The sequence below is a fragment of the Nocardiopsis gilva YIM 90087 genome (assembly GCF_002263495.1).
Classification (GTDB): domain Bacteria; phylum Actinomycetota; class Actinomycetes; order Streptosporangiales; family Streptosporangiaceae; genus Nocardiopsis_C; species Nocardiopsis_C gilva.
On the sequence record NZ_CP022753.1, the window covers coordinates 654,814 to 667,566 of the forward strand.

Sequence of the window (12,753 nt, forward strand, 5' to 3'; positions counted from 1 at the left end):
TCCGCCCGGACATCCGCGCCCGATGCCGCGCCCGGCGAGGGGCGCGGCCCGGTGCGGTGTCGCGTCGTCGTCCCGCGCGGCGCGGAGGCTGTCAGCGCAGGTAGCCGCGGCGAGCGGCGTCCTCGGTGAGCGCGAGGGCATAGGCGCCCAGCGCCTCGGATCCCTCAGCGATCGTCTTCACCTTTTCGCGCACCTGCGCGGCGGTGATGCCGTAGCGGACCCAGGTGCCGCCCTCGGTGTGCCAGTTGGCGAGCATCGGGGCGAGCCTGTCGATGGCCTTGGCGAACCGGGCCTCGGGGGTCGTGCGCTCCTCGAACTCGTCCCACAGGGCGCGGGCGTGCGCGGCCTGGTCCTCGGGTAGCAGGGAGTAGATCCGGTCGGCCGCGGAGCGCTCCCGCTCGGGCTGGGAGACCGAGTCCTGGGCGTCGTAGACGAAGGTGTCTCCAGCGTCGATCTCGACGATGTCGTGTAGGACCAGCATCTCGACCACGCGGTCGATGTCGGTGCCCTCCGGCGCGTATTCGGCGAAGACCCGGGCGGTCAAGGCGAGATGCCAGGAATGCTCGGCGTCGTTCTCCCGCCGCGAACCGTCGACGAGCATGTTCCGGCGCAGGATCCGCTTGAGCTTGTCGGTCTCCAGGATGAACCGGAGCTGGGACGTGAGCCGTTCGTGATCGACCCCGCTGGCAAACACCGGTGCCGGTTCTGTCACGTAAGTCGCCCTCCTAGCGCGCTGCATGATCACGTAGAACCAGGGGGATGCCCGGCCGCCACACGGATGATCCCATGGAACGGGGGCCCATTGACCCCGGAGCGTCCGAGAAGAGAGGGGGCGGGAAGCGGCGGATGAACGCGTGGGTGCGCGAGACCGCGGCCGGTGTGGCTGCCATCGTCTCGTCCAGCTCCCTGCCCGTGCTCCGCTGTCGTCCCTGTGGCTGTGCGCTCCGGTGCCGCGCCCGCGTCCATTGCCGATGACGCGTTGTGGCATCGAGGGAAAGGGCGGCGCGGCGCTGTAACGAACCGCTGTAGCCAACAACGAGCCCAGCGCACCGCGATCCACGCCTGGTGGAAAGAACCGTATCGAGCTTCGACGCGCGAATCATCCGCGCCCCCGTACTTTTCCGTCCGATCATGCGCTCAGCGCGGGTGGTTCGACCGTCGTTCCCCGGCTCGGGGAACGACGGTCAGAGTCTGACCGTGGCCTCGGCGTCGGCGTTGAGGTGCTGGTGAAACCACTCGGTGAGGGCGCGATCGGCCAGGACGTTGCCCGGTGCGGGCGGACCGGGCTCCAGGCCGGGCTCGGGGCCCATGGTGTGAGCAAGGTCCGGAATCACGATCTGGCGTACCCCATGCGGCGCGTAGCGCGGGGCCAGGGCGTCGTGCAGGGCCTGGCCGTGCTGGGGCGGGACCACCTCGTCCATACCGCCGTTGATGATCAGCAGCGGCGGCTGCGGGCGCCGGGCCGCGAGGTCCTCCACGCGGGTGGTGAAGTCCAGCCATGCGGCGATCTCGCGGGACTCCTCGGTCCACTCGTAGGCGACCCCGAGTCTCCGCTCGCGGGCACCGAGCACCAGAGCCGGTTCGACAACCGGGTTGACCAGGCCCATCGCGCCGATGGGGAGCTTGCTCTCAGCAAGGGCGAGCAGGGCCGCGGCCGCACCGGCACCCACGCCCGCCAGGCCGATGGGGCCGTCGTGCACCGGGAACCGGTCGCGCAGCTCGGTGATGACGCGACCGAGTTCGGCCGCGGCCTGCTCGACGACGGGACCGAAGAGCTGGATCAGGTAGTCGGTCTGCCCGCGCCGGTTGACCTCGGCGACCCCGCCGTCGGGCAGGCGGGCGCCGAACATCGGCAGGCCGAGGTAGAAGCGCCATGCCGGTAGCGAGGCCATGGGGAGCGTGCCCGCGAGGGCGGTTTCGCTGCGCGGGGGCTCGAACGCGTGGAGTGAGACGATCACGGGGGCGGGGCCGTCGCCCCCGGCGACTACCGGCGGCATCGCCACGAAGGGAACACCGGCCGCGGTCCCGGTCGTCGGGCGAGTGAGCGTACTTTCGGCTACCACTGGGGGATCCTCCCATGTTCGAACGCCGTGCGCCGGTCTCGACGGGGCGGTCGCGGATCGCGAACCTCATCCGTGCGCGGCGGGCAACTTGCAGCCTAATTCAGGCGAAATGTCGGCTGAGGTAGCTGCGGAGAAGCAGTTTGGTTTCGTCGATGAGATGCTGGTCGCCCTCGGGATCGCAGCGGAATGCGAGCTTGAGGACGGCGTCGGCGGACTCGACGGCCACGGTGATGGCGCGGTCGAGCTCCGCGCTCTCCTCCACGCCGGCGATGGAGATGAGCAGGTCACGTAGGCGGGCGGCGATCACCTGGTTGTTGTCGTTGTTCGCGTCGAACAGGCGGATGTCGACCGCGTCGCCGAAGTGCAGACTACGGAAGCCCGGCACGTGGCGGTGCATGTCGAGGTACTCGTCGATGATCACATCGACGGCTTCGGACCAGTGTGAGAAGTCGCCCTGGGACAGCCGGTCGGTCACCCGCGCGCTGAACATGTCAAGGTAGCGCAGGCCGAGCGCCTGGGTGATGGCCTTCTTGTCCGGAAAGAACTGGTAGACCGATCCGATAGCGACGTTGGCGCGTTCGGCGATCCGGGTTGTGGACAGCTCGTCGTAGCCGACTTCGTCGAGGAGTTCGGCGCAGGCGTCCAGCATGCGCTGGACCCGGACCATGCTGCGTTGCTGGGCGGGGAGGCGGCGGAGGGGGGCTTGCGACAGGGCCTGCCCCGCGGTGTCGAGCATCGGCCATGCGGTATGTCCGAGGTGCCCGGTGGAACCATTACCGGATTCCTCGGCCTCCCGTGGCCTGGAGGTGGAACTGCGGGAAGTAGTCATCACGTCTCTATGATGCCTTTCCGGTTGGGAATGGTTCCCGTAATATCGCGCTTTTAAGGCGCTGACTTCGCTGGAAGCGGGGATATGGCCGGTTCCGGTCTGATGGAGTGCGGGATTCGGCGTCCACTGGCACGGTAAGGCGATCTCGGCGGGTTTGTCCCGCGGAGGAAGGCGCTGAAGAGGGCACGGAAGAGGACGTTGCGCGCCACCCGCGAGATGAGGGGCGCTGTGCGGGGCACCGTGAGCGGACGCGGGGTGCGGAGACCGCCGCCACGGGACCGCCACCGCTGCCTGGAACGCCATTGACCAGGCGGAACGTGGCGGCGAGGAGCCGCGGCACGCCCGATCCGGGGCACCGGCGGCGCCGGGGCCGGTCGGATGCGTGACGTGGTTCCGGTCGAATGACCGGCGCCCCTGAGGACCGGTGCGGCAACGGCCGCACACGGCCGGTAAACCTCCGGCTTTTCGCGTGCCGATTTTGCATCCTTACTGCGGATTATGCCGACTTGTCAGGGCGGAAAACCCCTGGTGGTCGCGCTGTCGACGCCCCTGTAGCGATGAGTGCCGAGCACCCCCGGGGAAGTGGCCGGGGAAGTGGCCGGGGATGGGGTCGAGGAAGGGGCCGAGGAAGTGGCGGCGCAAGCGAATCTCTGCTCCGTCGGGGCGGAAGGTCGGCGTCGAGAGAAGGCGTGTCCACAGCCGGAGAAGGTGCTCTTCCGCCGGGCGGCGAAAGGCGATTGAGTAGGAGCTGGATCACACGTTGTCCATGCTCCGGAGGCGACCGATGACCGACACCGGCATGACCAACCCAGAATCGGCCAACGCAGGGACGGCGAACGCAGGGACGAGCGCCGCCGTCACCCCCATTCCCGACACCGGTCCGGCCGAGCTCGATGACGTCATGGCCGCCGCCGCGGCCGCCGCCCCCGCTTTCGGCGGGCTGCGCCCGGCCCGGCGCGCGGCGATGCTGCGCGCTGTGGCCGACGCCCTCGACGCCGCGGCCGAGGAGCTCGTCCCGGTGGCGATCGCCGAGAGCCACCTACCCGAGGCCCGCTGCCGGTCTGAGCTCGGCCGGACCACGTTCCAGCTGCGCTTCTTCGCCGACCTGATCGAGGAGGGGGCCTACCTGGAGGCCGCCATCGACGTCGAGGACCCCGCATGGGGCATGGGGCCGCGCCCGGATGTGCGGCGGATGCTCGTCCCCTTGGGCCCGGTCGTCGTCTTCGGGGCGAGCAATTTCCCGTTCGCGTTCAGCACCGCCGGGGGCGATACCGCATCGGCGCTCGCCGCGGGGTGCCCGGTCGTCGTCAAGGCACATCCCGGTCACCCGCACCTGACCCGGCTCACCGGCCGGGTGGTCGCCCAGGCACTCGCCGACGCTGGGGCGCCCGCGGGTGTGTTCGCCGTCGTCCTCGGAATGGAGATCGGGCAGCGCGCGGTGCTGCACCCGTTGACGCGGGCCGTCGGGTTCACCGGGTCGATCCCGGGCGGTCGCGCCCTGCACGACCTCGCGGCGTCCCGCCCGGAGCCCATTCCGTTCTACGGCGAGCTCGGCAGCGTCAACCCCGTCTTCGTCACACGCGCCGCGATGAAGGCGCGCGGCGAGGAGATCCTCTCCGGCTACGTCGGCTCGTTCACCCTTGGCGCCGGGCAGTTCTGCACCAAGCCCGGCATTCTGCTGGTGCCCGAGGAGAGCGACCTGAGCACGCTCACCGGCGACGTCGCCGAAAGGGCCCAGGCGCCGCTGCTCAACCCGCGGGTGGCCGAGGGCTTCGAGCACCGCCTTGGCGAACTCGCCGAGCAACCGGAGGTCGAGGTGCTCGTGCGCGGGGCGCACACCGCCGAGGGGTGGACGCCCACGCTGCTGCGCACCAGCGTCGAGGCGCTCGTGCGGCACCCCGGCGTGCTGCTGGAGGAGTGCTTCGGCCCGGCATCGCTGATCGTCGGCTACACCGAGGAGGACCAGCTCGCGGATGTGGCCGGGCTGCTGCACGGCCAGCTCACCTCGACCGTGCACGCCGAGGAGGACGACCCCGTCGCGCCGCGGCTGCTGGAGCTCCTGACCGAGCGGGCCGGACGGGTGCTGTGGAACGGGTGGCCCACCGGGGTGTCGGTGACCCACGCGATGACCCACGGCGGCCCCTACCCGGCGACCACGTCGGTGCTGCACACATCGGTGGGTGCCACGGCCATCCGGAGGTTCCTGCGGCCGGTGAGCTACCAGTCCGTTCCCAACGCTCTGCTGCCCGAGGCGCTGCGCGACGGCAACCCGCTCGGTATCCCGCGCAAGGTGAACGGGAAGCCCGAATCCGGCTGACCGGCGACACGGCGTTCGGCCACGCTGCCGGGGTGCGCCAACTTCCGGGACGAGCTGCGGGAGCACGGGGTGCGAGCAGGCTGACAAAAGCAGGCTGGCAGGGGCGGGCTGACAAAGTGGTGTCAAAAGATCGATTCCGGCTTGGAGGGGCGGTTGGGGGCCGAGTAGCGTCGCGGCATGGACCGCTCCCTGACCGCCGAGGCCCCCGGTATCGAGGCCTTCATCCGCGACCTTCCCAAGGTCGAACTCCACGTCCACCTCGAGGGCTCCATGCGGCCCGCGACACTCATCGAGCTCGCCGCTCGGCACCGGGTGGAGGGCATCCCCGGCACACCGGAGGAGATCCGGGACTGGTACGAGTTCCGTGACTTCCCGCACTTCATCGAGGTCTACCTCGCCTCCGTCGAGGCGCTGCGCGACGAGGAGGACTTCGCGCTGCTGGCCGCCGACGTGGCCGCCACCCTGGCGGCGCAGAACGTGCGCTATGCCGAGCTGCACGTCAGCCTGTACGGCCACCTCATGCGCGGTATCCCGGCGCGGGTCGTGTTCGACGGTATCGAGCACGCCCGGCGTGAGGCGGAGCGCGAGCACGGGATCCACCTGCGCTGGATCCCCGACTTCCCCGGCGACTACGGCCTGGAGGCGGGCGAGGAGACCCTGGACGCGGTGCTGCGGGACGGGCCGGACAGCGTGGTCGGGTTCGGTGTCGGTGGAATCGAGGTCTCCCGTGCCCCGTTCACCGACCTGTTCGGTCGTGCGCGCGCGGCCGAACTGCACAGCCTTCCGCACGCGGGGGAGAACGGCGGCGCTGACCACGTCTGGGAGGCGCTGGACCTGCTGCACGCCGAACGCATCGGGCACGGCATCGACAGCATGGGCGACGAACGGCTGGTCGGTCGGCTCCGCGACGAGCAGATCCCGCTCGACGTCGCACCGACTTCCAACCTGCGGACGCGTGCCGTCGACACCATCGGCAAGCACCCCCTGCCCCGGATGATGGAGGCCGGACTGCTGGTCACCCTCAACTCCGACGACCCGCCGATGTTCGGCACCGACCTGCTCAACGAGTACCGCACCGCCCACGGCCTGGGCCTGGGGGCGCCCGAGCTCGCGACCTTGGCCCGCAACGGCGTGCGGGCTTCCTACCTTGACGCGTCGGCCAAGCGGGAAATGATCACCGAGATCGACGCGCTGCTCGCCCGCTTCCCGGCCCCGTAGGCCTGGCCGGCCTGGTGGGCCTGGTGGGCCTGGTAGGCGCGGCCCCCAGGGGCCCGGGAGCCGGCCGACCCGTCCAGCCGACGACCTGCGCGGTTCCGTCTCCGGTCGTGCCGGTCGGCCGTCATCCGGTGGGATCGGCGTGGTCATCGGCGTGGTCATCGGCGGGGCCAGCGCTCGCGCCCCCGCCCCGCTCGGCGGCGCCGGAGGGCCCATCGGAGGGCAGATCGGACGGGACCGACGCCAGGTCCGTCGCGCAGCTCGTGCGCAACCGCTCCCACTCGTCGCGGGCGTCATCGGCGGCGCCGCCCTCATAGGGAATCGGGACCCCGCCCTCGATCCGCGCGGGCAGCCAGTCGTCGTTGAGGACCGCGCCGTCCTGCATGGTCAGGGTCAGCACCCCGCTCTCGGCGGTGGGGCCGCTGAAGTTGTAGAAGACGAAGTTCCCCAGGCCGTAGTGGACGTAGGCGTTGCCGACGTAACCTCCGGGCGAGAGCACATGCGCATGGCCGCCGACCACGGCGTCGGCCCCGGCGTCGATGAGTTCCCGGGCGAGGCCGGGTGCGTGCGGCAGCGGGCAGTGCGAGCCCTCGAGACCCCAGTGCAGGAAGGTGACGACGGTGTCGGCCTGCTCGGCGGCGGAGCGCACCGCCGCGGTCAGCCGCTCGCGCATCTCGTACTTGGCGGACGCGAGGCCGGGCTGGTCCTTCCCAGCCGTCCAGGTGGGGACGAGGTGCTCGTCCATCACGTCGGTGGCCCCGATGATCGCGACGGAGTTGCCGTTGACCTCAGTGGTATAGGGCGCGTACGCCTCGTCGACGTTCTTCCCGGCCCCGACCACCGGAAAGTCGGCCTCCTCGGCGTTGCGCAGGGTGTCGCGCAGCCCGTCGACGCCGTAGTCCATGCCGTGGTTGTTGGCGACCGACACGACATCGACACCGGCGGCGTCGAGCGCGTCGAAGGCCGTCGCCGGGGCGCGGAACACGAACTCCTTGTCGGGAGCGCGTCTACCGCCGCCGGTGACGGCGGTCTCCAGGTTCACCATGGCGAGGTCAGCCGAGGACAGCGTGTCGGCGATCGGCCCGAGGGCGGTCGCCGGGTCGCTGTCGAGCCGTTCGTGCAGCAGACCGTCGAACATCACATCACCGCCGAAGGCGATGGTGAAGGGCGAGCTCGCGGCCGCCCCCTCGGGGTCGGTGGGAGAGGAGCTCTCGGCCGTCCCTTGGACGTCGCCTCCGGCGGTGCAGGCGGCTGCGACGGTGGCGGTGACCACGAGCGAGCCCACGCGCAGGGCTGTGGGCAGATGGCGGGAACTCCACGGAGCAGTGTCGACTCGGCTGGTCAATGGGGGGCTCCTGGGCAGAGGAGGGGACCTTACCTAGGTGACGCCTGATCGCTGGGCCGGAGTTGACCTTCGCGGCTGTCCGGATCCGGCCATGCGGGTGCGCCGGACGCGGGGATATGCAGTACGACCGCGACCATGCTCAAAAAGTGCTGCGGTAATCGCTGTGAGCAGCCCTCGTGTCCGACTCTTGATCGGATGGGGCGTCTCCCGGCGAGTGGCGCGTCTCTTTTGGATTGAATCGTTTTCTTGAACTAGTCCAATTTGTGTCCTAGTCTGAGACGCATGGACGACGCCGCCGACCTCCGTACGGCCGGGCTGCGGCGAGGTCACCGACGTCGACCGCGTGGTCGGGGCTGCTCCCTGTCTGGAGCCCTCCGACGACCACGGGTACTCCGTCGACAAGGCCGAGGTGGTGTTCTGGGGCGTTCGTCCACAGTCCCGTGCGGAGAGCGCGAGCACGGACGAGGGGAATGCCGACGCCGCGACAGGGCGCGCGTCATGATCCGTCCGGTCTCCGTACCGGTGTAACAGCCAGGGGAGCGGCGATCCGTCGCCGCTCCGACGAGGTCGCTTATTCCTTATCCCGAAAGGTGCGAGCAGTGAGCGTTCCCTACAGCGGTGTTTCCTACAGCACTGACGACGCCGGCCACCCGGCGCCGAGCGATGGTCTCTCGCAGTCGGTCGGCCCCAACGGGCCGCTGCTGCTCCAGGACCACTTCCTGATCCAGAAGATGGCGCACTTCAACCGCGAGCGGGTTCCCGAACGCGTGGTGCACGCCAAGGGCGGCGGCGCCTTCGGCGAGCTGGAGATCACCGAGGACGTCAGCCAGTTCACCTCGGCGGACCTCTTCCAGAAGGGCAAGAAGACGCCCCTGCTGCTCCGCTTCTCCACCGTCGCCGGTGAGCTCGGCAGCGCCGACAGCGCCCGTGACCCGCGTGGCTTCGCGCTGAAGTTCTACACCGAGCACGGCAACTACGACATCGTCGGCAACAACACACCGATCTTCTTCATCCGCGACCCCTCGAAGTTCTCCGACTTCATCCACTCGCAGAAGCGCCGCGCCGACAACCAGCTGCGCGACAACAACATGCAGTGGGACTTCTGGACGCAGAACCCCGAGTCGGCCCACCAGGTCTCCTTCCTGATGACCGACCGTGGTACCCCGAAGAACTGGCGCCACGTCAACGGCTACGGCAGCCACACCTTCCTCTGGTACAACGCCAGCGGCGAGAAGTTCTGGGTCAAGTACCACTTCAAGACCGACCAGGGCATCGAGAACCTCACCGCCGGTGCGGCCAAGGCCCTGGAGGCCGAGGACCCCGACGCGCACCGTCGCGACCTGTGGCAGGCCATCGAGCGCGGGGAGTTCCCCTCCTGGACCGTCAAGGTGCAGGTCATGCCGTTCGAGGACGCCGCCGACTATCGGTTCAACCCGTTCGACCTGACCAAGGTGTGGCCGCACGGCGACTACCCCGAGATCACTATCGGTAAGTTCACGCTGAACCGGAACCCGTCGAACTACTTCGCGGAGATCGAGCAGGCCGCGTTCGAGCCGTCCAACCTGGTGCCCGGTATCGGCGCCAGCCCGGACAAGATGCTCCAGGGCCGCCTGTTCTCCTACCCGGACACGCACCGCTACCGCATCGGCCCGAACTACCTTCAGCTGCCGGTGAACCAGCCGAAGTCGCCGGTCCGCAGCTACAACTTCGACGGCCCGATGACCTACGCGAACCAGGTCGACCCGGTCTACGCGCCGAACACCGTCGGCGGTCCGGTCGCCGCCGAGACGCTGTACGACGGCGAGCAGTACGAGGTGACGGGTGAGATCATCCGCTCCGCCTACAAGCTGCACAAGGAAGACGACGACTTCGGCCAGGCGCGCACGCTCTGGGAGAAGGTCCTCTCCGAGTCCGACCGCGCCAACATGGTGAGCAACATCGTCGGCCACGCCTCGGCCTCCGAGGTCACCGATGACATGAAGAAGCGCGTCGTCGAGTACTGGACCAATATCCACCCCGACCTCGGCACCGGTGTCGCCAAGGGTCTGGGCGTGCAGGGCTAGTAGCCGCTTCACCCACGGTGACCGGCAGCGGCGATCGGCTGCCAGAACCTGCCCCGGGTGCGGATCCATCGATCTGCGCCCGGGGCTTCCTTGTGTCCGGAACCAGGCACGCGGAGTAATTGACGAAATAGTGATGATTACGGATAAGGGGCAATATCTTCGACTATTTCGTGGGCCGTAGCTCTGTGGATCTCCAATGTCCGTGGGCGTGAGATGTGTCCGATTGAAGGTTTTATGTCGGTTTTCCAGTGGCTGCTCGCGAGTAAGTTGGCGACGCTCCTGTCGGGGGAATCCGGGGGTCTTCGCTCTCATATCCAGCGAATATGACAGAACGTGAAGGGCATAATGCGGACGGTTCTCGCCCTATCGGGAATTACTCGCCAAAAAGGTCGCGCATCCTCGAAAAGCTGCTAGGTTATGGACATCGGCGGCTCGGGAAACGTTCCGTCGCCTTTCCCTCCACATGATGGGACTCGGTCGGCTATAGCCGCCGCCCATAGCACAGGGCAGAAATCCCCCCGCATGTCAGCGGGACCTGCGGCCACTGCTACCCGCTCTCAGGTGGCGTCAGGGTCTTCCATGCTCGTCTTGCGAATGCGTCTGCGAAAGGTCATGCCTGAACATGATGCGTAAGAAGCTCTCCACCACCGCCTACGCGACTCTGCTCACCGCGGGCCTGGTCGTCGCGGCACCCGTCCCCGCTTTCGCCGGCCCCGAGACCAGCGGTTCCGGTGGTGTGGCCAGCGGCAACCAGGTCAGCGTCCCGGCGGACGTCGAGGCCAAGATCTGCGGCAACTCCGTCGCCGCGCTGGGTATCTCCAAGGCCAAGTGCAAGGAGGTCGCCAAGGTCCTCTACGCCTCCTCCGACGAGGGGGGCGCCAAGACCGACGGCTCCGGTGGCATCGGCAGCGGCAACCAGATCATCATGCCGGTCGACGCGGCCGTCGAGGTCTGCGGCAACTCTGCCGCCGTGGCCGGCGTCTCCAAGGCCAAGTGCGTCAAGGTGGTCAAGGGCGTGGCCTCCTCCTCGAAGAACGAGGGCGCGGAGACCGACGGCTCCGGTGGCATCGGCAGCGGCAACCAGATCATCATCCCCGTGGACGTCGCCGTCGAGGTCTGCGGCAACTCCGTCGCGGTCGGCGGGGCCTCGAAGGCCGACTGCACCAAGGTGGTCAAGGCCATGTCCTCGTCCTCGGACAACGAGGGCGCGGAGACCGACGGCTCCGGTGGCATCGCCAGCGGTAACCAGGTCATCGTCCCGGCCGACGTCGCCGTCGAGATCTGCGGCAACGCCGTCTCCGCTGTGGGAGTCGCGAAGGCCGACTGCATCAAGAAGATCTCCGACGGCAAGGGCGGTGACGACGGGGACAACGGCAACGGGGACGACAACGGCTCCGACGACAACGGCGGGGACAACGGCAACGGGGACGACAACGGCAACGGCGGGGACAACGGCTCCGACAACGGCGACGACAAGGGCAAGGACAACGGCAAGGGCTCCGACGACAAGGCCGACAACGGCGCGGAGAGCCCGGACGAGGGCGCCGAGTCGGGCGAGGACGCTGAGGTCGACCTGGTCGCCGACGACAAGAACGCCAGCGGGGGCCTGCCGGTGACCGGTGCCGCGCTCGGCGGCCTGGTGGCCGCTGGCATCGCGGCCCTCGGCGGTGGCGCCGCCGCCATGCGGTTCGCCCGCAAGCGCAAGGCCGCGGCCGACACCGACGCCGAGGTGTAAGGCAAAGCCGAGGTGTGAGGCAAACAGGTGTAAGGCGAAACCCGCTGATCGACCGGTGTGAATCCGGTCATCTCCACTGACCACGTGGCGCCGGGCCCGGGGATCTTCCCCGGGCCCGGCGTTCGTGTCGCCCGGTCTGGCCCGTGATCGAGCGTTCGGTCGGGCGCTGCCCTCCGCGTTCGTCGCTCCGCCGCTCAGACCCGGGGCGATGCGCGTGGCTCCAGGCCATCTCCTAACCTCGAAGGTGTGTTCCGGGTTCTCTTCTCATCGCGCATGCTGGCGTTCCACGCGCTGGTGCTGTTGGTCGTGCCGTCGTTCATCTGGCTGGGCTTCTGGCAGCTCGGCCGGTGGGAGGAGAAGCAGGCGGCGGCCAACCTGCAGCAGGCCAACATCGAGTCGGCCCCGGTCCCCGTCGAGAAGCTGACCGAGGTCGGCACGGACGTCGCCCGTGACGACCGGTGGAAGCCCGTCGAGGCCACCGGCACATACGACGCGGAACACGAGCTCCTGGTGCGCAACCGCAACGGCTCACGGGGCGTCGGCCTGTACGTCCTCACCCCGCTGGTGACCGATGACGGCCCCGCTCTCCTCGTGAACCGCGGCTGGGTGCCGATGCCGGCCACGGCCACCGCCCAGCCCGATGTTCCGCCCCCGCCCACGGGGGAGGTCACGGTCACCGGCAGGATCCAGTACAGCGAGACCCCGGAGAACACGGGCATCCGCGAACGCGGAGGCCTCCCCGAGGGGCAGATCATGATCATCGACGTCGACAAGATCGCCGCCGACCTGCCCTACCCCGTCTACGGCGGCTTCGCCGAACTCACTGACCAGGACCCTCCGTCCGACCCGGCCCCGGAACGCGTCGCCGCTCCCGAGACCAACATGGGGATGAATCTGTCCTACGCGGTGCAGTGGTGGGTCTTCACCGCCGTCGCCATCATCGGCTGGATCTTCCTCATGCGCCGCGAACTCCGCGATGCCCGGACCGCCGAGCAGAATCCGCCGGGTGACGGAGCATCCGTGAACGCGACCCGTGGATCCGATACGCACGACGATGCGGCCGAACCACCGTCGGACACGCCCGTGCGCACCGAATCCCGGAGTTGAGTACCGGCATTGATCCGGCCACCGACGACTGCGGGCCGATCCCCGTACCATTGCGCGCCGGACGCGCCTACTCGAAGCC

9 protein-coding genes are annotated in these 12,753 nt (G+C 69.0%); 5 read left to right on the top strand and 4 right to left on the bottom strand.

All coding sequences use genetic code 11. From position 1 onward, the window contains the following. Positions 1–91: 91 nt before the first annotated feature. The 3 genes from CDO52_RS03260 to CDO52_RS03270 form a co-directional block, all read right to left on the bottom strand. A complete protein-coding gene (locus tag CDO52_RS03260; protein ID WP_026126366.1) occupies positions 92–712 on the bottom strand; it encodes an HD domain-containing protein in 621 nt (206 codons plus the stop codon). 472 nt (positions 713–1,184) lie between these two features. After that, complete coding sequence (locus CDO52_RS03265) at positions 1,185–2,063, bottom strand: alpha/beta hydrolase family protein (RefSeq protein ID WP_017621503.1); 879 nt, start codon at positions 2,061–2,063, stop codon at positions 1,185–1,187. 100 nt (positions 2,064–2,163) lie between these two features. Then, positions 2,164–2,730, bottom strand: coding sequence for a TetR/AcrR family transcriptional regulator (locus tag CDO52_RS03270; protein ID WP_026126365.1), 567 nt, complete (start codon positions 2,728–2,730; stop codon positions 2,164–2,166). 961 nt (positions 2,731–3,691) lie between these two features. Between CDO52_RS03270 and CDO52_RS03275 the strand changes: the two genes are divergently transcribed. Then, entirely contained in the window at positions 3,692–5,209 is a 1,518-nt protein-coding gene (locus CDO52_RS03275) for an aldehyde dehydrogenase (NADP(+)) (protein WP_051060938.1), read from the top strand. A 177-nt stretch (positions 5,210–5,386) separates the two neighbouring features. After that, positions 5,387–6,427 (top strand): adenosine deaminase, encoded by a 1,041-nt coding sequence (add, locus tag CDO52_RS03280; protein ID WP_017621500.1) that lies wholly within the window; start codon positions 5,387–5,389, stop codon positions 6,425–6,427. Positions 6,428–6,548: 121 nt separating this feature from the next. On the opposite strand, the gene CDO52_RS03285 is transcribed toward add, so the two are convergent. Beyond that, complete coding sequence (locus CDO52_RS03285) at positions 6,549–7,769, bottom strand: CapA family protein (protein WP_152471876.1); 1,221 nt, start codon at positions 7,767–7,769, stop codon at positions 6,549–6,551. Positions 7,770–8,239: 470 nt separating this feature from the next. Here CDO52_RS03285 and CDO52_RS03295 point away from each other — a divergent pair, with 470 nt between their 5' ends. From CDO52_RS03295 to CDO52_RS03305, 3 genes are all read left to right on the top strand, one after another. Further along, the gene (locus CDO52_RS03295; protein WP_094932196.1) at positions 8,240–9,832 is read left to right on the top strand and encodes a catalase; all 1,593 of its coding nucleotides are present in this window, start codon (positions 8,240–8,242) and stop codon (positions 9,830–9,832) included. 622 nt (positions 9,833–10,454) lie between these two features. Continuing rightward, entirely contained in the window at positions 10,455–11,567 is a 1,113-nt protein-coding gene (locus CDO52_RS03300) for a chaplin family protein (RefSeq protein ID WP_017621496.1), read from the top strand. A 246-nt stretch (positions 11,568–11,813) separates the two neighbouring features. Then, complete coding sequence (locus CDO52_RS03305; RefSeq protein WP_332459802.1) at positions 11,814–12,674, top strand: SURF1 family cytochrome oxidase biogenesis protein; 861 nt, start codon at positions 11,814–11,816, stop codon at positions 12,672–12,674. Positions 12,675–12,753: the final 79 nt, after the last annotated feature.

Coding starts and splice junctions, on each gene's coding strand:
- CDO52_RS03270 (WP_026126365.1), bottom strand. CDS start 2,730: ATGGTCCGGGTCCAGCGCATGCTGGACGCCTGCGCCGAACTCCTCGAC.
- CDO52_RS03275 (WP_051060938.1), top strand. CDS start 3,692: ATGACCAACCCAGAATCGGCCAACGCAGGGACGGCGAACGCAGGGACG.
- add (WP_017621500.1), top strand. CDS start 5,387: ATGGACCGCTCCCTGACCGCCGAGGCCCCCGGTATCGAGGCCTTCATC.
- CDO52_RS03295 (WP_094932196.1), top strand. CDS start 8,240: ATGCCGACGCCGCGACAGGGCGCGCGTCATGATCCGTCCGGTCTCCGT.
- CDO52_RS03300 (WP_017621496.1), top strand. CDS start 10,455: ATGATGCGTAAGAAGCTCTCCACCACCGCCTACGCGACTCTGCTCACC.